The sequence below is a fragment of the Caulobacter sp. GW821-FHT10A10 genome, from assembly GCF_059415745.1.
On sequence record NZ_JBWKNV010000005.1, the window covers coordinates 333,258 to 352,304 of the forward strand.

General features: G+C 70.1%; 19 protein-coding genes and 1 riboswitch. Of the genes, 10 read left to right on the plus strand and 9 right to left on the minus strand.

The features are described 5' to 3' along the window. Positions 1–85: 85 nt before the first annotated feature. Positions 86–1,453 carry a pectate lyase gene (locus AC07NS_RS15815; RefSeq protein ID WP_494604710.1) on the plus strand — a complete coding sequence of 456 codons (1,368 nt, stop codon included), beginning with the start codon at positions 86–88 and terminating at the stop codon, positions 1,451–1,453. 49 nt (positions 1,454–1,502) lie between these two features. Then, positions 1,503–1,856 carry a potassium channel family protein gene (locus AC07NS_RS15820; protein ID WP_494604712.1) on the plus strand — a complete coding sequence of 118 codons (354 nt, stop codon included), beginning with the start codon at positions 1,503–1,505 and terminating at the stop codon, positions 1,854–1,856. On the opposite strand, the gene AC07NS_RS15825 is transcribed toward AC07NS_RS15820, so the two are convergent. The 6 genes from AC07NS_RS15825 to AC07NS_RS15850 all read right to left on the minus strand — a co-directional run bounded on the left by AC07NS_RS15825 (position 1,853) and on the right by AC07NS_RS15850 (position 9,700). Continuing rightward, a complete protein-coding gene (locus AC07NS_RS15825) occupies positions 1,853–2,449 on the minus strand; it encodes an SRPBCC family protein (protein WP_494604714.1) in 597 nt (198 codons plus the stop codon). The two genes, AC07NS_RS15820 and AC07NS_RS15825, sit on opposite strands and share 4 nt — an antisense overlap. Before the next feature lie 60 nt (positions 2,450–2,509). Further along, the gene (locus tag AC07NS_RS15830; RefSeq protein WP_494604716.1) at positions 2,510–3,115 is read right to left on the minus strand and encodes a peptidylprolyl isomerase; all 606 of its coding nucleotides are present in this window, start codon (positions 3,113–3,115) and stop codon (positions 2,510–2,512) included. Positions 3,116–3,174: 59 nt separating this feature from the next. Beyond that, a complete protein-coding gene (locus AC07NS_RS15835; protein ID WP_494604717.1) occupies positions 3,175–6,780 on the minus strand; it encodes a hydantoinase B/oxoprolinase family protein in 3,606 nt (1,201 codons plus the stop codon). A gap of 57 nt (positions 6,781–6,837) precedes the next feature. Next, a complete protein-coding gene (locus AC07NS_RS15840; RefSeq protein ID WP_494604719.1) occupies positions 6,838–7,413 on the minus strand; it encodes a TMEM165/GDT1 family protein in 576 nt (191 codons plus the stop codon). A gap of 91 nt (positions 7,414–7,504) precedes the next feature. Continuing rightward, positions 7,505–7,612: riboswitch (yybP-ykoY riboswitch) on the minus strand. A gap of 249 nt (positions 7,613–7,861) precedes the next feature. After that, a complete protein-coding gene (locus AC07NS_RS15845; protein ID WP_494604721.1) occupies positions 7,862–8,599 on the minus strand; it encodes a DUF2793 domain-containing protein in 738 nt (245 codons plus the stop codon). 93 nt (positions 8,600–8,692) lie between these two features. Continuing rightward, positions 8,693–9,700: an NAD(P)H-dependent flavin oxidoreductase gene (locus AC07NS_RS15850; protein WP_110121457.1), complete on the minus strand. Its 1,008-nt coding sequence runs from the start codon at positions 9,698–9,700 to the stop codon at positions 8,693–8,695. A 162-nt stretch (positions 9,701–9,862) separates the two neighbouring features. Here AC07NS_RS15850 and AC07NS_RS15855 point away from each other — a divergent pair, with 162 nt between their 5' ends. From AC07NS_RS15855 to AC07NS_RS15875, 5 genes are all read left to right on the plus strand, one after another. Further along, a complete protein-coding gene (locus tag AC07NS_RS15855) occupies positions 9,863–11,326 on the plus strand; it encodes a methylmalonyl-CoA mutase family protein (RefSeq protein WP_494604724.1) in 1,464 nt (487 codons plus the stop codon). A 3-nt stretch (positions 11,327–11,329) separates the two neighbouring features. Further along, positions 11,330–13,486 carry a methylmalonyl-CoA mutase gene (gene scpA / locus AC07NS_RS15860; RefSeq protein WP_494604726.1) on the plus strand — a complete coding sequence of 719 codons (2,157 nt, stop codon included), beginning with the start codon at positions 11,330–11,332 and terminating at the stop codon, positions 13,484–13,486. Then, positions 13,483–13,989: a riboflavin biosynthesis intermediates N-glycosidase gene (ybiA, locus tag AC07NS_RS15865; RefSeq protein ID WP_494604728.1), complete on the plus strand. Its 507-nt coding sequence runs from the start codon at positions 13,483–13,485 to the stop codon at positions 13,987–13,989. The genes scpA and ybiA overlap by 4 nt, the downstream gene beginning before the upstream one ends. 104 nt (positions 13,990–14,093) lie before the next feature. Then, positions 14,094–14,552, plus strand: a complete 459-nt coding sequence (locus tag AC07NS_RS15870; protein WP_494604730.1) for a hypothetical protein — start codon at positions 14,094–14,096, stop codon at positions 14,550–14,552. Positions 14,553–14,597: 45 nt separating this feature from the next. Then, positions 14,598–15,173: a Uma2 family endonuclease gene (locus AC07NS_RS15875; protein ID WP_494604732.1), complete on the plus strand. Its 576-nt coding sequence runs from the start codon at positions 14,598–14,600 to the stop codon at positions 15,171–15,173. 4 nt (positions 15,174–15,177) lie between these two features. On the opposite strand, the gene AC07NS_RS15880 is transcribed toward AC07NS_RS15875, so the two are convergent. Continuing rightward, complete coding sequence (locus AC07NS_RS15880; RefSeq protein WP_494604734.1) at positions 15,178–15,651, minus strand: DUF4112 domain-containing protein; 474 nt, start codon at positions 15,649–15,651, stop codon at positions 15,178–15,180. 32 nt (positions 15,652–15,683) lie between these two features. Then, positions 15,684–16,148, minus strand: coding sequence for a DUF4112 domain-containing protein (locus AC07NS_RS15885; RefSeq protein WP_101712668.1), 465 nt, complete (start codon positions 16,146–16,148; stop codon positions 15,684–15,686). A 174-nt stretch (positions 16,149–16,322) separates the two neighbouring features. Between AC07NS_RS15885 and AC07NS_RS15890 the strand changes: the two genes are divergently transcribed. From AC07NS_RS15890 to AC07NS_RS15900, 3 genes are all read left to right on the plus strand, one after another. Beyond that, positions 16,323–16,640, plus strand: a complete 318-nt coding sequence (locus tag AC07NS_RS15890; protein WP_494591470.1) for a heavy metal-binding domain-containing protein — start codon at positions 16,323–16,325, stop codon at positions 16,638–16,640. Between the two features lie 10 nt (positions 16,641–16,650). Beyond that, complete coding sequence (gene meaB, locus AC07NS_RS15895; RefSeq protein ID WP_494604736.1) at positions 16,651–17,634, plus strand: methylmalonyl Co-A mutase-associated GTPase MeaB; 984 nt, start codon at positions 16,651–16,653, stop codon at positions 17,632–17,634. 128 nt (positions 17,635–17,762) lie between these two features. After that, a complete protein-coding gene (locus tag AC07NS_RS15900; RefSeq protein ID WP_494604737.1) occupies positions 17,763–18,413 on the plus strand; it encodes a glutathione S-transferase family protein in 651 nt (216 codons plus the stop codon). Here the strand turns inward: AC07NS_RS15900 and AC07NS_RS15905 are convergent. Next, on the minus strand, positions 18,410–19,027 hold the full coding sequence (locus AC07NS_RS15905) for a glutathione S-transferase family protein (RefSeq protein WP_110121465.1): 618 nt from the start codon (positions 19,025–19,027) through the stop codon (positions 18,410–18,412). The two genes, AC07NS_RS15900 and AC07NS_RS15905, sit on opposite strands and share 4 nt — an antisense overlap. Positions 19,028–19,047: the final 20 nt, after the last annotated feature.

Consider the following 19,047-nt stretch of genomic DNA (forward strand, 5'->3'; position numbering starts at 1 on the left):
CATTTCTCTAAGAGGCGGGCAGGGTCGCCTCGCCAGGACGAGACGCGATCGACGCTCGCCGGCCTTCGGGGAGAGACACGCCGCCATGACCATCCGCCCTATCCTCCCGCGCCTGCTCGCCGGCGCCGCGGCGCTCGCCCTGCTGGGCGGGGCCGCCCAGGCCGCGACAGAAACCCTCGCCTTCCCCGGGGCCGAGGGCGCGGGCCGGCTGTCGCAGGGCGGCCGCGGCGGGGCGGTGATCAAGGTCACCAACCTGGAGGATTCCGGCCCCGGCTCGCTGCGCGCCGCCGTCGAAGCCAAGGGCCCGCGCACCGTGGTCTTCGACGTGGCCGGCACGATCCAGCTGAAGTCGGACCTGAAGATCAGCCAGCCGCGCATCACCATCGCCGGCCAGACCGCGCCAGGCGGCGGGATCACCCTGCGCGACCACACCCTGGTCGTCTCGGCCGACGACGTGGTCATCCGCTTCATCCGCTCGCGCCTGGGCGACGAGAGCAAGACCGAGAGCGACGCGATCTGGATCAACAAGGGCCGGCGGATCATCCTCGACCACGTCTCGGCCAGCTGGTCGGTGGACGAGACCCTCTCGGCCTCGGCCCGCTACGACGAGGAAGGCCAGGGCTTCTACGACCTGACGGTCCAGTGGTCGCTGATCGCCGAGTCCATGGCCCACTCGCTGCACGCCAAGGGCGACCACGGCTACGGCAGTCTGATCCGCGGCGGCAAAGGTTCGAGGATCAGCTTCCACCACAATCTGTGGGCCAGCCACATGGCCCGCATGCCCCGCCCCGGCAACTACGACGGACCCGACAAGGATCCGGTCGGCGCGCTGTTCGATTTCCGCTCCAACGTCTTCTACAACTGGGGCAAGGGCTATGCCGGCTACGACGCCGACAAGGCCGCCCTAGCCGCCTACAACTTCGTCGACAACGCCTATGTGCCGGGTCCGAGCAGCGGCAAGCCGGTGGCCTTCCAGGAAAGTAACACCCTGGCCAAGGCCTACTTCGCCGGCAACAGCATGGCCGGCGCGGTTCCGGCCGATCCCTGGAGCCTGGTGACCTTCACCATCCCCGAGCCCGCCGGCTATCGCCAGGCCGCGCCCATCGAGGTCGCGCCGGTGGCGCCCGAGCCGGCCGACAAGGCCTATGAGCGCGTACTGGCCGACGCCGGGGCCTCGGTGTTCCGCGACAGCGTCGACACGCGGGTCGTGGCCGGTGTGCGCGACCGCACCGGGACCGTGATCAACAGCCAGAAGGACGTCGGCGGCTGGCCCGCCCTGCCCGCCGGCAAGCCCTCGCTCGACTCCGACGGCGACGGCATGCCCGACGCCTGGGAGAAGGCCCACGGCTTGAACCCCAAGAAGGCCGCCGACGGCCCCGCCCTGGCCAAGGACGGCCCGGGCTACACCAATCTGGAGCTCTATCTGGCCGACGCCGCCAAGCGGCGCGGTTGACGCCTTTCCGAGGTTGAGGCGATCTGACGCCTCAACTGCGGAGCCCGTCATGCTCAAGTATCTCGATACCGTTCGCGAACTGCTGATCGTCTATGTGGTCATGCTGCTGGCGGCCGCGGGATCCTACGCCTTCTTCGAGGGCAAGACCTATCTCGACGGCGTCTGGTGGGCCTGCGTCACGGCCACGACGGTCAGCTATGGCGACATGTACCCGGCCACCCTGGGCGGGCGCATCACGGCCGTGGCGCTGATGCACGTCACCCTGCTGCTGATCCTGCCCCTGCTGATCGGCAACATCTGCTCGCGCTGCATCAAGGACGCCAACGAGTTCAGCCACGCCGAGCAGGAGGAGCTGAAGGCGACCCTGGCGCGGCTGGAGGCCAAGCTGGACGGGAAGACCTAGCCGGCCTCCAGACAGGCCTCGCGCAGGCGAGCCAGGGCCTTGGGCGTGTCCTTGCGCAGACCCGCGCGCAGCAGGGCCTTGGGGATCAGCCAGTCCACAGCCAGGCGGTTCTCGTAGAACACCCGCGTGCCCGCCCCGCCGGCCAGGGGCTGCAGCCGCCACTCGCCCTCCTCGGCCTTGAGGTCGCCCTCGACCAGCCGAAAGCGGATGCGTCGCCGCCCCTCGTAGTCCGAGCGGAAGACGATGCGCATGCGGGGAAAGAACAGGCTCTTGCGGGTGACGTGCTCGCGGACGTCCCAACCGCGCTTCTGGTCGCCCGACAGCACCGCGCAGCGTTCGAGATTGGTGATCATCCGCGCCGCGCTGGCGCAATCGGTCAGCACGGCCCAGACGTGGTCGGGCGGAGCGGCGATGTCGATCACGCCGCGCACCTGGCCGCCTGTCGCCCCGGCCGGATCGGGCGAGACCTCGGCATGGGCCTCGCCGCGCGCCAGGCTGGCCCGCGCCTCCGGCGACAGCTCGAAGGCGCTCGCCGGGCCGGCGGCCGCCCAAGCCAAAAACGAGCCCAGGATGAGGAGCGATATCGTCCGCAACGGCGTCTCCAGGTTCGTCCCCGAAGACAGTTACGTATCCGCCAAGCGATCAGATGCGGGTCAGCCGACCCGTTTCATGCCGAGGATCTGGACCGGCGCCTTGAGCATCTCGTCCTTCATCGCCTCGGTGTAGGCGGGCCCGCCCGTGGGCATGGCCAGGATCTTCTTCACGATCGGCAGCCCCTCGACCACCGTCCCGAAGGCCGCGAAGCCCAGGTTGTCGCCTTTCGCGCCGGGATGGGCGTCCAGGTACGGCATGGCGCTGGCGCAGATGAAGAAGTCGCAGGTGGCGGTGCCCGGCGCGTTGCGGGCCATGGAGATCGTGCCCGGCTTGTGGCGCAGGCCGGTCTTGGTCGTGCTCTCGTGGGCGATCGGCGCGAAACGTCGCGCGCGAGCCGGCGGCGCGCCCTGGATCGAACCGGAGCCCTTGACGCCCTTGGTCCGCGAGGCCCGGTAGAAGGTCCCGCCGTCGTACTTCTTGCCGTCGACATAGCGCAGGAAGTTGGCTGCGGTGATCGGCGCCTTCTTGTCCTCCAGCTCGACGACGATCAGGCCGGCGCTGGTCTGGATCGCCACCTTCGGCTTGCCGGCCGCCAGGGCCAGGCCGGGCGTGGCGACCACCAGGCCGGCGGCGCCGATCAGGGTGCGGCGGGCGATGTCGGTCATGGTCGGGCCTCTCTTCTCGTTCGGGGATGCTTAGCGCGCGGGACGGGGTGGTGAAAGGCTTAGGCCTTCCCCCAGCCCCCGCCGCCCGGCGTCTCGATGACCACGCGGTCGCCGGCCGACACCTGCGCCTCGTCGGTCGCCGCCAGGGCCTGGACCGTCCCGTCCGCCCGCTCGATCCGCGCCAGGCCCAGCGCCCCACTGGCCCCGCCGTGCAGGCCGAACGGCGGCACGCGGCGGCGGTTGGAGAGCAGGGTGACCGTCATCGGCTCGCGGAAGCCGATGGTGCGCACCACCCCGTCGCCGCCCCGATGCTCGCCGGCGCCGCCCGAACCGCGCCGGATCGAGAAGGCCTCGACCCGCACCGGATAGCGCGTCTCCAGCACCTCGGGATCGGTCAGGCGGCTGTTGGTCATGTGGGTCTGCACCGCGTCGGCGCCGTCGAAGTCCGGCCCCGCCCCGGCCCCGCCGCAGATGGTCTCGTAGTACTGCCGCCGCTCGTCGCCGAAGGTGAAGTTGTTCATCGTGCCCTGGGCGGCCGCCATGACGCCCAGCGCCCCGTAGAGGCTGTCGACCACCACCTGGCTGGTCTCGACATTGCCGGCCACCACCGCCGCCGGATAGCGCGGCTTCAGCATCGAGCCCTCGGGAATGACCAGCTCGACCGGCCGCAGGCAGCCGTCGTTCATGGGGATCTCGTCGTCCACCAGGGTGCGGAAGACATACAGCGCCGCCGCCCGGCAGATCGAGGCCGGGGCGTTGAAGTTGGTCGGGACTTGGTCGCTGGTGCCGGTGAAGTCCACACGGGCCGTCCGCGCCGACTGGTCCACAGTGATCGCCACCTTCACCACGCTGCCGTCGTCCAGCTCGTAGGCGAACTGCCCATCCGAAAGCTTGGCCAGCACCCGGCGCACGGCCTCCTCGGCGTTGTCCTGCACATGGGCCATGTAGGCCTCGACCACGTCCTGGCCGAACTCGGCGACGAGGCCGGTCAGGCTTTCGGCCCCGCGCGCACAGGCGGCGACCTGGGCCTTGAGGTCGCCGATGTTCTGGTCGGGATTGCGCGCCGGCCACTTGCCCGAGGCCAGCAGGGCCCGCGTTTCGGCCTCCAGGAACCGCCCGCCCTCGACCAGCAGGAAGTTCTCGATGAGGACGCCCTCCTCCTCGACCGTCCGGCTGCCCGGCGGCATGGACCCGGGGGTGATGCCGCCGATATCGCCCTGGTGACCGCGCGCGGCGACGTAGAACAGCAAGGCGCCGGCCGCATCGAACACCGGCATGACCACGGTCACGTCCGGCAGGTGGGTGCCGCCGGCATAGGGCGCGTTGAGCATGTAGACGTCGCCGGGCTTCATGCCCCGGCCGTCATGGCTGCGGCCATCGCGGATGGCCCGCACGCTGTCGCCCATCGAGCCCAGGTGCACCGGCATGTGCGGGGCGTTGGCGATCAGGTTTCCGTCGCGATCGAACAGGGCGCAGGAGAAGTCCAGCCGCTCCTTGATGTTCACCGAATAGGCGGTGTTCTGCAGGGCGAAGCCCATCTCCTCTGCCACGGCCATGAAGAGGTTGTTGAACACCTCCAGCATCACCGGATCGGCCTCGGTGCCGGCCGCGCGGCGCGGCGCCAGGGCCTCGACGCGGTCGAGGATCAGGTTGTGATGAGCATCCACGCGGGCGCGCCAGCCGGGCTCGACCACGGTGGTGCCGGTGGCCTCGCGGATGATCGCCGGCCCGGCGACTTCGGCGCCGACCGCCAGGCCCGCCCGGTCGAGCACCGGTGTGTCGTAGGCTTGCCCGGCCAAACGCGCGGGCACGGTGGCCAGCACCCCGCCCTGCCCGCCTTCGCCGGCGCCCAGATCGGGCGCGGCGCCGGCGTCGGCATGGCCGATAGCCTCGACGCTCAGGGTCTCGACCACCAGCGGCGTGGCCGGCGAGACGAAGCCGAAACGGCGCTGGTGCAGGGTCTCGAAGGCGGCCTTGACGCCTTCCGCATCGGTCAACGGAACCCGCAGCGGCGTGTCGGTGCCGGCGTACTTCACCAGCAGGGCCGCCTCGGTCTCGACGTTCACCAGCGGCGCATCCTGAGCGCGCAGGGCGGCTTCGGCTTCGGCCGCCAGGACGGCGGCGCGGGCCGGCAGGGTGGCGGCGGCTTCGTCGAGACGCTGCTCGACCGTGGTCTCGCGCAGCAGGCGGAGATCCGCCAGTCCCATGCCGTAGGCGCTGAGCACGCCGGCGAACGGGTGGATCATCACCGTCTTCATGCCCAAGGCGTCGGCCACCAGGCAGGCATGCTGCCCCCCCGCCCCGCCGAAGCAGGCCAGCACATAGCGGGTGACGTCGTAGCCGCGCTGGATCGAGATCTGCCGCACGGCCTTGGCCATGTTCTCGACGGCGATCGTCAGGAAGCCTTCGGCGATCTCGGCGGGGGTCATGGCGCGGCCGGTGGCGGCGGTGATCTCGGCGGCCAGGACTTCGAAGCGCTCGACCACTACCTCGCGGTCGAGCGGCTGGTCGGCGTTGGGGCCGAAGACGTGCGGGAAGAACTCGGGCTGCAGCTTGCCCAGCATGACGTTGCAGTCGGTCACCGTCAGCGGCCCGCCGCGCCGATAGCAGGCCGGTCCCGGATTGGCGCCCGCCGAGGCCGGCCCCACCCGCAGCCGCGCGCCGTCGAACGAGCAGATCGAGCCGCCGCCGGCCGCCACGGTGTGGATGTTCATCATCGGCGCGCGCATCCGCACCCCGGCCACCACGGTCTCGTAGGCCCGCTCGTACTCGCCGGCGTAGTGACAGACGTCGGTCGAGGTGCCGCCCATGTCGAAGCCGATGACGCGGGAAAAGCCCGCCTCGGCCGCCGTCTTGGCCATGCCGACCACGCCGCCGGCCGGGCCGGACAGGATGGCGTCCTTGCCCCGGAAGGCCCGCGCGTCGGTCAGGCCGCCGTTCGACTGCATGAAGAAGAGGCGCGTCTCCTCGCCCAGCCGCGAGGCCACCTGGTCGACGTATCGGCGCAGGATCGGCGACAGATAGGCGTCGACCACCGCCGTGTCGCCCCGCCCGACAAGCTTCATCAGCGGGCTGACCTCGTGGCTGGCCGAAACCTGGGTGAAGCCGACCTCGCGGGCGATCGCCGCGACCCGGGCCTCGTGGTCGGTGAAGCGGAAGCCGTGCAGCAGCACGATCGCCACGGCGCGGAAGCCGGCGTCATAGGCGGCCTGCAAGCCCTCGTGGGCGGCTGCCTCGTCCAGCGGCCGCACCACCTCGCCGTCGACGCCGACGCGCTCGTCGATCTCGACGACGCGGGTGTAGAGGGCCTCGGGCTTTATGATGTTGCGGTCGAAGAGCTTGGGCCGGGCCTGCTGGCCGATGCGCAGGGCGTCGGCGTGGCCCTTGGTGATCGCCAGAAGGGTCGGCTCGCCCTTGCGTTCGAGCAGGGCGTTGGTGGCCACCGTGGTGCCCATCTTCACCGCCTCGACCGACCCGCCGCCGCCCTGATCCAGCAGGGCGCGCACGCCGGCGACGGCGGCGTCCTCGTACTGCTCGGGGTTCTCCGACAGCAGCTTGTGGGTGACCAGCCGCCCGTCCGGCCGGCGGGCGACGATGTCGGTGAAGGTGCCGCCGCGATCGATCCAGAATTCCCAACCGGTCGCGCGCGGGTCTTCGACAGTCATGAGGCGGGGGCTCCGGATCGTTCGACCCGTGAATAGCCCCCGCCCCCGCCTACGTCATTACTTGAAGACGCCCAGCAGCGTCGCGACGCCCCAGAGGCCCAGGCCGAGGAAAATCAGCGCCGCGCCGATGCGCACATACTTCAGCGGCACGATCTTGGTCGCCGCCTCGCCCAGGTACACGGCCGGCACATTGGCCAGCATCATGCCCAGCGTGGTGCCCGCGGCCACCAGCGGCACGTTGTGGAACTGGGCGCCCAGGGCGACGGTGGCGATCTGGGTCTTGTCGCCCATCTCGACCAGGAAGAAGGCCACGGCCGTGGTCAGGAACACGCCGTAGCGGCCGACCGCCCCGCCGTCCTCGTCGTCGGCCTTGTCCGGGATCAGCGCCCAGCCGGCCATGGCGATGAACGAGATGGCGATCAGCCACTGGAACCAGGCGCCTTGCAGATATTGGGCGACCAGCGAGCCGGCCAGGGCCGCCAGGGCGTGGTTCAGCAGGGTGGCGGCCAGGATGCCCAGGATGATCGGGATCGGCTTCTTGAAGCGCGTAGCCAGGATGATGGCCAAGAGCTGGGTCTTGTCGCCGATTTCGGCCACGGCGACCACCAGGGTCGAGACGAGCAGGGATTCCATTGAAACACCGTTGCGGGGCCGAGCGCAGACAAGACAACAGCGACCGTTTCCCCGCCCAGCCCGGACGGGAAACGACGCCATTGGTCTCGCCAAGAAAGCTGTCGGTGCTTCCTTCACCCGCGCCATGATCCGAGGATCAAGTATGTTGACGGCGGGCCCCGCTGATAGGCGCGGGCGGCTACTCCCCAAGGGATGCGGGCCGTGTAACCGCAGCCGCCGCCCGGATCAAGCAGAGAGCCATTCGCAAGTGTCGCAGTGGTCGGCTGGCGAGCGTTCCCAAACCCTCCTCCCCACTTTCGTCATTCCCGCCCTTGTGGCGGGAACCCCTCTATCGGCCGCAAGGGCGTATGAGGCGGCGTGCTCAGCACGCCGCTTGCGCCTCAGGTGGAAGCGGAACCAGGGTTTCCCGCCACAAGGGCGGGAATGACGGGAAGTGGGGAAAGCGGGCCTACACCGCCCCAGGCGCCTCGAACCGCAGCAGCTGGATCGCCACCCGCACCTTGCCGCCGACGAAGCTGCCGCCGGCCGCGGTGAGCACCACCGGGGTGTCAGCGTAATAAGCTGTCGGCCCCACCACGCCGATGTTGCTGGCGTTCAGCGCCACGCCCAGCGAACTGCCGAACTTGCCGTTCTCGCCGGCGATCCCGCAGCTGTAGGAGACCGCGCCGGTGACAGCTGCGCTGGTGCGGGTCGAGACGCCCAGCACGATTGAGCGGGCCGGGATCACGGCGGACGTGGTCACCGAGGCGCCGCTCAAAGTCGCTTCGACCTCGCGGATCTCGACGCGGATGTCGGCCCCGAACGGCGAGCGAGCGGCGGTCAGGCTGGTGAAGGTGGACGACAAAGCGACCCAGGCCGAGCCGGTGAACACCGCCATCTGGCCCTCGTCGGCGATCCAGGCGGTGAAGCCGGCGGAAGGGGCGATGGCCTCCCAGGCCCCGGCCTCGAAGCGCATCAGGCTATTGGCGGGAGCGGCCGCCCAGTCGGCGCCGGTCGCGGCGGCTGGACGGATCCACATCGCGCCGTCGGCGGGCGCGGCGGGTTGGGTCGCGATCGCGCGGCTGACGACGCAGGGCTGGACGAGGCCGTCCAGCCGGGCGAGGCCCTCGTTGACGGTGACGTGCTTCTGGGCTTGCCCCGCGGCCACGTAGGGCAGCGAAAGACGGGGCGTGGCGGCGTCGGACATGAGGCGCTCCTGGCGGGTTTCGAACCCGCCTAGGATCGCCCGGCCGGAGTCGCCGGGGACAAAGCCGCCTTCGTCCCCGGCTGGATCCCCGTCCTACTCGGCGGCGAAAGCCAGGCGGTTGCCGGCCGTCAGCGCCGTCTTGGCCGCCAGTTCGGCCTTCGCGTCCTCATATTCCTCCGCCAGCTTGGCGATGCGTTCGGCGACCGGCAGCACTTCCTTGATGGCGCCGATGCCCTGGCCCGAGCCCCAGATGTCGCGCCAGGCCTTGGCGTCCTGGTTGCCGCCCGAGCCGAAGCTCATCTTCGACGGATCGCTTTCCGGCAGGTTGTCCGGATCGAGGCCCGCGGCGACGATCGACTGGCGCAGATAGTTGCCGTGCACGCCGGTGAAGAGGTTCGAATAGACGATGTCGCTGGCGTTGGCCTCGGTGATCGTCCGCTTGTAGGCCTCGGGCGCATTGGCCTCTTCGGTCGCGATGAAGGCCGAGCCGATATAGGCCAGGTCCGCGCCCATGGCCTGGGCCGACAGGATCGAGCGGCCGCTGGCGATGGCGCCCGACAGGGCCACCGGGCCGTCGAACCAGGTGCGGATCTCCTGCACCAGGGCGAAGGGCGAGATGGCGCCCGCGTGGCCGCCGGCGCCGGCCGCCACCGGAATCAGGCCGTCGGCCCCCTTCTCGATGGCCTTGCGGGCGAAGCGGTCGTTGATCACGTCGTGCAGGGTGATGCCGCCGTACGAGTGGATCGCCTGGTTCAGGTCCTCGCGCGCGCCCAGCGAGGTGATCACCACCGGCACCTTGTATTTCACGCACAGCTCGATGTCCTGCTCGAGCCGGTTGTTGGTCTTGTGGACGATCTGGTTCACGGCGAACGGCGCCGAGGGCATGTCCGGATGGGCCTTGTCCCAGGCGGCCAGCTCTTCGGTGATACGGGCCAGCCATTCGTCCAGCTGCGACAGCGGACGAGCGTTCAGCGACGGGAACGAGCCCACGATGCCGGCCTTGCACTCGGCGATCACGAGATCCGGATTGCTGATGATGAACAGCGGCGAGGCGATCACCGGCAGGCGCAGACGGTCGCGCAGAATGGGCGGCAGAGCCATGGGACGGGGGTCTCCTCGTTCCGCGACGTCACGCGCCGCGCATGTTAACAGCGTTAGCTTAAACGCTCGTTCATGGGACTTGCAAGCGCTTGACCTCCGTGACGGCAGGCGCGCAACTGGACGCCAAAACCGGAAATTGCCGCACCGCAGGAGAAACCCGTCGTGAGCGAGGCCCCCGCTCCTCTGGCCGAAGACTTCGGCCCGCCCGACGAAAGCCTGGCCCAGGCCAAGTGGTTGAAACTGGTCGAGAAGACCCTCAAGGGGGCCGATTTCGACGAGACCCTGACGCGCGCCACGCCGGACGGGATCACCATCCGCCCGCTCTACACCGCCGAAGACGCCGTGACCGTGGCCCGCGACCTGCGCCCGCGCGACGTCGATCGTCCGTGGGACCTTCGCACGCGGGTCGCCCACCCCGATCCCAGGCACGCCAACGGCGAGATCCTGAAGGACCTGGAGAACGGCGCGGCCTCGGTGCTGCTGGCGCTGCACCCGCAGGGCGGAAACGGCGTCGCGGTCGGCTCGCGCGAGGATCTGGCCCGCGTGCTGGACGGCGTGCTGCTGGACCTGGCTCCCGTGGCGCTGGACGCCGGGTTCCTGGGCCCCAAGGCCGCCGACTGGCTGGGCGCCCTGGCCAAGGCCGCGCCCAACGCGCCTCTGGCCTTCCACATGGACCCGCTGACCGCCTGGATGCAAGCCGGCGTCAGCCCCGGCCCGATCGAGAGCCACCTGTTCAGCGCCGCCACGGTCGGCGCGCGCCTGGCCGAAACCTACGCCACCGCCAGCCTGTTCCTGGCCACCGGCCGCGCCGTGCACGAAGCCGGCGGCTCCAACGCCGAGGAGCTGGCTGTCATGGCCGCCAGCGCCGTCGCCTACGCCAAGGCCCTGGTCCGCTCGGGCCTCTCCATGGACGAGGCCTGGTCGCGCATCGTGCTGGGCGTCAGCCTGGACGGCGAATACTTCACGGGCGTCGCCAAGGTGCGCGCCGTCCGCGCGCTGTGGGGTCAACTCACCAAGGCTTGCGGCGTCGAGGGCCCCGCCCGGATCGAGGCCCGCTCGTCGCAACGGATGCTGGCCAAGGCCGACGCCTGGACCAACCTGCTGCGCCTGACCGCCGCCGGCTTCGCGGGCGCGGTGGGCGGGGCCGATACGGTGGTGCTGGGAAACTTCACCGACGCCGTCGGCCTGCCGACCGCCTTCGCCCGCCGCCAGGCCCGCAACACCCAGCTCGTGCTGATGGAAGAAAGCCACCTGGGCCGCGTCGCCGACCCGGCCGGCGGCGCCTGGTACCTCGACACCCTGACCGACCAGCTGGCCCGCGCCGCCTGGGGCGGCTTCCAGGCTATCGAGGCCGACGGCGGGATCGTCAAGGCGCTGGAAAGCAGCCTGATCGCCGACATCGTCGCCGAGACCCGCGAGGGGCAAGAGGCGTCGTTCGCCGACAAGAGCCGCAAGATCCTGGGCGTCACCGCCTTCCCCAACGCCGACGACAAGACGCCGGACGTCGAGACGCCCGACGCGGCCGCCTTCGCCGTCGACGGCCCGGATCCTCGCCTGCCCGGCCCCGACAGCCGCTGCCCGGCGCTGGTTCCCATCCGCTTCGCCGCCGCCTTCGAGGGAGCCTGAGCCATGAGCAAGTTCCCCGACTTCGCCGACGTCGCCTTCGAGACGCCCGAACCCGCCGCGGCGCCGCAAGCCGGTCCAGCCTGGAGCACGCCCGAGGGCGTCGACGTCGCGCCCGCCTTCACGGCCGAGGACGCGGCGGGCCTGGATTTCACCGACGGCCGTCCCGGCGTCGCGCCCTTCGTGCGCGGCCCCTACCCGACCATGTACGTCACCAACCCGTGGACGATCCGCCAGTACGCGGGCTTCTCCACGGCCGAGGACAGCAACGCCTTCTACCGTCGCAATCTGGCCGCCGGTCAGATGGGCCTGTCGGTGGCCTTCGATCTGGCCACCCACCGCGGCTATGACTCAGACCACGAGCGGGTGAAGGGCGACGTCGGCATGGCGGGCGTGGCCATCGACTCGATCCTCGACATGCGCACCCTCTTTTCCGGCATCCCGCTCGACAAGATGAGCGTGTCGATGACCATGAACGGCGCGGTGCTGCCGATCCTGGCGCTCTACATCGTCGCCGCCGAGGAGCAGGGCGTCAGCCCCGACAAGCTCTCGGGCACGATCCAGAACGACATCCTCAAAGAGTTCATGGTGCGGAACACCTACATCTATCCGCCTGCGCCCTCGATGCGGATCATCTCGGACATCTTCGCCTTCACATCGGCGAACATGCCCAAGTTCAACTCGATCTCGATCAGCGGCTACCACATGCAGGAGGCCGGGGCCTCGGCCGACCTGGAGCTGGCCTACACCCTGGCCGACGGCATCGAATACGCCCGGGCCGGCGTCGCGGCCGGCATGAGCATCGACGCCTTCGCCCCGCGCCTGAGCTTCTTCTGGGCGATCGGCATGAACTACTTCATGGAGGTCGCGAAGATGCGCGCGGCCCGCCTGCTGTGGGCCCGGCTGATGAAGCGCGAGTTCGAGCCCAAGGACGACCGCTCGTTCTCGCTGCGCACCCACAGCCAGACCTCCGGCTGGTCGCTGGCGGCGCAGGACGTGTTCAACAACGTCTCGCGCACCTGCGTGGAGGCCATGGCCGCCGTCAACGGCCAGACCCAGAGCCTGCACACCAACGCCCTGGACGAAGCCCTGGCCCTGCCGACCGACTTCTCGGCCCGCATCGCCCGCAACACCCAGCTGTTCCTGCAGATGGAAAGCGGCACGACCCGAGTCGCCGATCCGTGGGGCGGTTCGTACTATGTCGAGCGCCTGACCCACGACCTGGCGGTCAAGGCCCTGGCCCACATCGAGGAGGTCGAGGCGGCCGGCGGCATGGCCAAGGCCATCGAGCAGGGGATCCCCAAGCTGCGCATCGAGGAAGCCGCCGCCAAGACCCAGGCCCGCATCGACTCCAATCGCCAGAGCGTGGTGGGCGTCAATCGCTACAAGCCCGAGGTGGCCGACGTCATCCCGATGTTGAAGGTCGACAACAGCTCGGTGCGCAACCAGCAGCTCGAAAAGCTGGCCCGGCTGAAGGCCGAGCGCGATCCGGCGGCTACGGAAGCGGCGCTGAAGGCGCTGGAGGACGGCGCACGCGGGACCGGCAACCTGCTGGCCCTGGCCGTCGATGCGGCCCGCGCCAAGGCCACGGTCGGCGAGATCAGCGACGCCCTGGAGCGGGTGTTCGGCCGCCACCGGGCCGAGATCAAGTCGATCCAGGGGGTCTACATGAAGGAAGCCGGCGCCGACCCCACCACCGCCCGCGCCAAGGCCATGGTCGAGGCCTTCGCCCAGGCCGACGGCCGCCGCCCCCGCATCCTGGTCGCCAAGATGGGCCAGGACGGCCACGACCGCGGCCAGAAGGTGATCGCCACCGCCTTCGCCGACCTCGGTTTCGACGTCGACATCGGCCCGCTGTTCCAGACGCCCGCCGAGGCCGCCCGCCAGGCCGTGGAGAACGACGTCCACATCGTCGGCGCCTCGTCGCTGGCGGCCGGCCACCTGACGCTCGCGCCCGAGCTGAAAGCCGAACTGGGCAAGCAGGGCCGCGCCGACATCATGATGGTGGTCGGCGGCGTGATCCCGCCGCAGGACTTCCAGGCCCTGCGCGACGCCGGCGCCGCGGCGATCTTCCCGCCCGGCACCGTGATCGCCGAGGCGGTGATCGAGCTGCTCGACAAGCTGAACAAGCAGCTCGGCTACACCCAGGGCGAGGCGGCGTGACGGTCACAGTCGCCGACCTGCCGCATCCGTCCAGGTTCACGAGCTTTCATCCCTTCCTGAAGGGCGTGTTCAGCCAGTGGCACGCCACGCCCTTCACGCTGGAGGGGCTCGACTTCGCCACCGCCGAGCAATGGATGATGTACGGCAAGGCCCGCCTGTTCGGCGACGAGGCCGTCGCGACCGCCATCCTGGCCACGCCGGATCCCTCTGTGCAGAAGCGTCTCGGCCAGACCGTCGCCGGCTTCGAGCAGGAGACCTGGGACGCCTGGAAGGTCGATATCGTCCATCGCGGTAGCCTGGCCAAGTTCGGGCAGAACGACGGCGCCCGCCGCCAGCTGATGGCGACCGGCGAGGCCATGCTGGTCGAGGCCAATCCCCGCGACTGGAACTGGGGGATCGGCCTGTCCTCCGACGATCCCGCCGTGCAGCGGCCGGAAGACTGGAAGGGCGAGAACCTGCTGGGCCGGATCCTGACCGACGTGAGGACGCGCTTGGCCGACTAGTCAGCCTTCTGCACCGCTTCTCCATCGCGGGCGCCAGAGCGGCTGCATCCATGCGCCGTCCAATGGCCTTTCAGCCACGGACGGGAGACGGGCGTGAGACGGGCGTGAGACGGGCCAAAGCGCGGACGACCATGCTGCGGGTGATCGTGGGGGCGCTGTTCTGCCACCTCGCGCCATCGCTGACCTTGGGCGCGGTGTATGGCCTGTTCGTTCCCGGCGGCGACCAGATCGACGGGGAGCCCTTCAACGCCATGCTGGCCGCGCCGATGTTCGGCCTGCTGCTCGGCTGGCCCTACCTGGCCGCGGGCCTCGCCGCCTGGGCCCTGCTCGACCAGATCGAGCAGCATCACCCGTGGGCGGCCGCCCTGGCCGGCCTCGCCGTCGGCGCGGGCGTGGCCTGGTTCTCGTTCCGCGACGGCCGCTTCTTCGGGATCCAGGGCGCCTGGCCGCTCTGCATCGGCGTCGGCCTGCTGACCGGCCTCGGCGTCTGGTGGATCGCCTATGGCCGGCAGTGGCTGCTGAAGCCTGTCGCCAAGCCCCCGCCCGGCCGGCTCGTGCTCTGAGCGCACGCCGTTACGCGCAGTAACGCTCGTGCTATCATCCAGCCCATGAACGCCCTGGCCCGCGCGCTCGAGACCTCCGAACCGCACCGGTTCACGCTGGAAGACGTCCTGCGCATGCAGGACGCCGGCATCCTCGACGCCGACGCCAGGGTGGAGCTGATCGACGGGGGGCTGGTCGAGATGGCTTCGGAAGGCGCGGAGCATACCCGCGCGAAAATGCAGATCGCCAAGGCGCTGATGGCACAGGCCGGCCACTCGATCCAGGTCATCATCGACTCGACGCTTCAGTTGTCGCCAACCTACGCGCCCGACCCCGACCTCTACGCCTATGACGCCCGCGTGCCGCTCGACACGGTGGACGGCCGTAACGTCGGCCTCGTCATCGAGATCGCCCAGAGCACGGTCGCCAAGGACCTGTCGGTGAAGGCCGAGGTCTACGCCGAGCACGGCGTCCGTGATTATTGGGTCTTGGACGTCAACAGCGCCGAGATCGTCGTGCACCGCACCCTCAGCGGCGGCGTCTATCGCGACGTCGTCCGCTATTCGGCGCGCGACACGGTGACCTCGCTGGTCCTGCCCCAGCTGAGCCTGTGCCTCGCCGACCTGCCACCGATCCGCTAATCGCTCAGCGCTTCCCGGCCTTGGCCTTCACCTTCTTGCGCCGTTTCACATCGACGTCGTCGGGCAGGCCGTGGCGGGACTCGATGTCCTTCTGCAGGGCCTTGGCGGCCATCAGGTGGCCAGGAAACAGGGTGTCGACCGCCCAGCCCAGCACCGGCACGGTGTCCGACAGGTTGTCGGCGGCCAGATAGGCCAGCATCCGCGCCATGGTCGCCGCGCCCGCCTTGGCCTGCACGGCGTGGAACATCAGCAGCGCGCCGGCCCCCAGGCCGTAGGCCAGGCCCGCGCCCGGCACCCAGGCCAGCACGCCGTCCAGACCGATGCCGACGGGCCCGAGGCCAATCAGCCGGTCGGACAGCCGCTTGATGGTCTCGGCGTTGCGCCAGGCCTTGTGCGCCCGGCGGCGATGGCCGGCCGGGCCTTCCTCAAGGATCTTGGCATCGATCACTTCGCCATGCAGGGCGGCTTCGTCGGTCATGTCGTCTCAACGCCTCGACGCAAGCTTGGTTGTCAGCCCAGGAACACCACCCGGCGCTTTTCCTTGCCCGAGCGGATGCGCTCCAGCAGGTCGCGATATTCGGCCGTGCCCTGCGCGTCCTTGCGCGAGCCCTCGAAATAGATGGTGTCGTCCATGTGCTTGATCAGCATGCCGCCGGCCCACTTCTGGCCGGTGAACAGGGTGTCGGCCACCGCGCCCAGGCCGGGCGGGCCCAGCGGCAGCAGGGCGTCGATCAGCAGCACGGCGGTCATCTGGATCAGCACCATGGGCGCGGCCCGAGCCCGCACGCCGTCGAACAGCAGCACCCCGCCCGCGCCCAGCGAGTAGAGCGAGCCCGCCCCACCGAACCAGGCGAGAATGCCGTCCAGGCCGATGCCGACCGGCCCGACGCCGACGATGTTGTCGGAAAGCTTGACCGTGCGTTCGACGCTGCCCCGGATGTTGTGCAGGTCGAGATGCGATTTGGCGAAGAACAACGGCCAGCCCCCCAGCGTAAGCGGGGGCAATCTGCCTCAAGGCCAGGCTTCCCGGAAGCCGGTTTCCCGCCAGAGGCGAAACTTCGCTCCACGACCTGCACGCGATCGGGGAGCCCCTCGCGGCGCTCGCCATTTATGCTTAACTATGCGCCATCGACCGAAGGACCGCCGCCGATGCTGATCTCGACCACCCCGTTCATCGAGGGCCGTCCGGTCCAGGAGTACAAGGGCGCGGTCTATTCCCAGGCGATCCTGGGGGCCAACGTGGTGCTCGACCTCCTGGCCTCGATCCGCGACTTCATCGGCGGCCGCTCCAGTTCCTACGAGCGGGTGCTGGAACGGGCCCGCGAGGACGCCCTCAAGGGCCTGATCAAGGAAGCCCAGAAAGTCGGCGCCAACGCCATCCTGGCCGTCGATCTCGACTACAACACCGTCGGCCCCAACGGCCAGATGATGATGGTTTCGGTTTCCGGCACCGCCGTCGTCCTCTAAGTCCGGAGGGGTGAGCCCGCCCGTCCTCGACATCGCCGATCTGGCCGACCGCCTCGTCGCCGGCGAGCGCGCGGCCCTGGCCCGGGCCATCACCCTGGTCGAGAGCCGCCGCGCCGACCACCAGGCCGCCGCCCGCGACCTGCTGCAACGCCTGATGCCGCGCACCGGCAAGGCCCAGCGGGTCGGGATCACCGGCGTGCCCGGCGCGGGCAAGTCGACCACCATCGAGAGCCTGGGCTGCGCCCTGACCGCCGCCGGCCATCGCGTGGCGGTGCTGGCGGTCGATCCCTCGTCCGGCCGACACGGCGGCTCGATCCTGGGCGACAAGACCCGGATGGAGCGGCTCAGCGTCGATCCGAACGCCTTCATCCGCCCCTCCCCGTCCGGCGGCGCGCTCGGGGGCGTCGCCCGCAAGACCCGCGAGGCCATGCTGCTGTGCGAGGCGGCCAGCTTCGACGTGGTGATCGTCGAGACCGTGGGCGTGGGCCAGTCCGAGACCGTCGTCGCCGACATGGTCGACATCTTCGTGGCCCTGCTGATCCCCGGCGGCGGCGACGAGCTGCAGGGCATCAAGAAGGGCCTGATCGAGCTGGCCGACCTGCTGGTCATCAACAAGGCCGACGCCGATCCGGCCAAGGCCGAGCGCTCGGCCCGCGACTACCGCAACGCCCTGCACATCCTCACGCCGGCCCACCCGGACTGGACGCCGCCGGTGCTGACCGTCTCGGGCCTGACCGGGGCGGGACTCGACCTGCTGTGGGGCCAGGTCGAGCGCCATCGCGAGGTGATGAACGCCAACGGCGCCCGCGCTTCCCGTCGCGCCGACCAGGACGGCCGCTGGATGTGGGCCATGGTCAACGACCGCCTGGCCGAAGCCTTCCGCGCCGCCCCGGCCGTAGCGGCCCTGGTCGGCGAGACCGAAGCCGCCGTCCGCGCCGGCGACCTCCCCGCCTCGGCGGCGGCGGATCGATTGCTGAAGGCGTTCGGGCTGTAAAAACCCCCTCAGTCGCTACGCGACAGCTCCCCCAGAGGGGGAGCATCTGCTTAGCTAGATCCTCCCCCTCTGGGGGAGGTGGCCCAGAGGGCCGGAGGGGGTCTCCCCGCAGCCAAGGAAACCACCGCATGGCGCTGATCCTGCACGCCCACCCGCTCTCGTCGTTCTGCCACAAGGCGCTGATCGCCCTGTACGAGTTCGGCCTGCCCTTCGAGCAGCGGATGGTCGACTTCGGCGACCCGACCTCGGCGGCGGCGTTCCGGGCGCTGTGGCCGATGGCGCGGATGCCGGTGCTGGAGGACGCCGGGCGCGGGCGGGTGGTGCCGGAAAGCTCGATCCTGATCGAGTATCTGCAGATCCATCATCCGGTCGCGACCCGGCTGATCCCCGAGGACCCCGACGCCGCCCTGGAGGTTCGCGCCAAGGACCGGTTCTTCGACCTGTCGGTGCACGTGCCGATGCAGAAGGTGGTGGCCGACCGCATCCGCCCGGCCGACGCCAAGGATCCGCACGGCCTGGCCGCGGCCCGCGCCGACCTGGCCCGCGGCCTCGACATCGTCGAGCGCGAGATGGCCGACCGCACCTGGGCGGCGGGCGAGGCCTTCAGCCTGGCCGACTGCGCGGCCGCCCCGGCGCTTTTCTACGCCGACAAGATCACGCCGCTGGCGGCCGACCGGCCCAATGCGGCCGCCTATCTGCAACGGCTGAAGGCCCGTCCCTCCTATGCGCGGACGCTTGAGGAGGCCGGGCCCTATCTGCACATGTTCCCGGAGGGTTAGGCCTCGGCTTCCCAGGCCAGAAACTCCGGCGTCTCCAGCAGACGCTCGCAATAGGTTCCCGCCGCCCCGGCGTCGCCGTAGTCGGACAGGTGGACGCCATAGGTGCGGAAGCGGGTGGCGACCGGGGTGTAGAAGGCGTCGGCGATCGACCATTCGCCCAGCAGGAACGGCCCGCCCGAACGCTTTAGCAGCTGGTTCCAGCGCTCGACGATCTTGCGCACGTCCTTCTGGGTCGCCTCGGAAAGGTCGGCGTGCTTGATGACGCCCAGGTCCATCGGGCATTCGCCGCGCAGCGAGGTGAAGCCCGAATGCATCTCGGCCGCCGCCGCGCGGGCCAGGGCCCGCAGTTCCGGATCCGCCGGCCACAGCTTGGCCTCGGGATACTTCTCGGCCAGGTATTCGCAGATCGCCAGCGAGTCCCAGACCGTCAGGTCGCCGTCCTTCAGCACCGGGATCAGCTTGCTGGGCGAGTGCTTGGCGATCTCGGCGTCGGTGACCTCGGCCTGGCGCAGCGGGATCACCGTCTCCTTGAATGAGACGCCGGCGCGCTTGAGCACCAGCCAGGGGCGCAGCGACCAGGTCGACCACTTCTTGGTGCCGATGACGAGTTCCATGGACGGTCTCCTGAGCGATG

Bases quoted from the DNA above. Each gene is read 5' to 3' on its own strand.
- scpA (WP_494604726.1), top strand. From the start codon at position 11,330: ATGAGCAAGTTCCCCGACTTCGCCGACGTCGCCTTCGAGACGCCCGAA.
- AC07NS_RS15880 (WP_494604734.1), bottom strand. From the start codon at position 15,651: ATGACCGACGAAGCCGCCCTGCATGGCGAAGTGATCGATGCCAAGATC.
- AC07NS_RS15820 (WP_494604712.1), top strand. From the start codon at position 1,503: ATGCTCAAGTATCTCGATACCGTTCGCGAACTGCTGATCGTCTATGTG.
- AC07NS_RS15890 (WP_494591470.1), top strand. From the start codon at position 16,323: ATGCTGATCTCGACCACCCCGTTCATCGAGGGCCGTCCGGTCCAGGAG.
- AC07NS_RS15830 (WP_494604716.1), bottom strand. From the start codon at position 3,115: ATGACCGACATCGCCCGCCGCACCCTGATCGGCGCCGCCGGCCTGGTG.
- AC07NS_RS15905 (WP_110121465.1), bottom strand. From the start codon at position 19,027: ATGGAACTCGTCATCGGCACCAAGAAGTGGTCGACCTGGTCGCTGCGC.
- AC07NS_RS15875 (WP_494604732.1), top strand. From the start codon at position 14,598: ATGAACGCCCTGGCCCGCGCGCTCGAGACCTCCGAACCGCACCGGTTC.
- AC07NS_RS15835 (WP_494604717.1), bottom strand. From the start codon at position 6,780: ATGACTGTCGAAGACCCGCGCGCGACCGGTTGGGAATTCTGGATCGAT.
- AC07NS_RS15845 (WP_494604721.1), bottom strand. From the start codon at position 8,599: ATGTCCGACGCCGCCACGCCCCGTCTTTCGCTGCCCTACGTGGCCGCG.
- AC07NS_RS15815 (WP_494604710.1), top strand. From the start codon at position 86: ATGACCATCCGCCCTATCCTCCCGCGCCTGCTCGCCGGCGCCGCGGCG.
- AC07NS_RS15850 (WP_110121457.1), bottom strand. From the start codon at position 9,700: ATGGCTCTGCCGCCCATTCTGCGCGACCGTCTGCGCCTGCCGGTGATC.
- AC07NS_RS15900 (WP_494604737.1), top strand. From the start codon at position 17,763: ATGGCGCTGATCCTGCACGCCCACCCGCTCTCGTCGTTCTGCCACAAG.
- AC07NS_RS15840 (WP_494604719.1), bottom strand. From the start codon at position 7,413: ATGGAATCCCTGCTCGTCTCGACCCTGGTGGTCGCCGTGGCCGAAATC.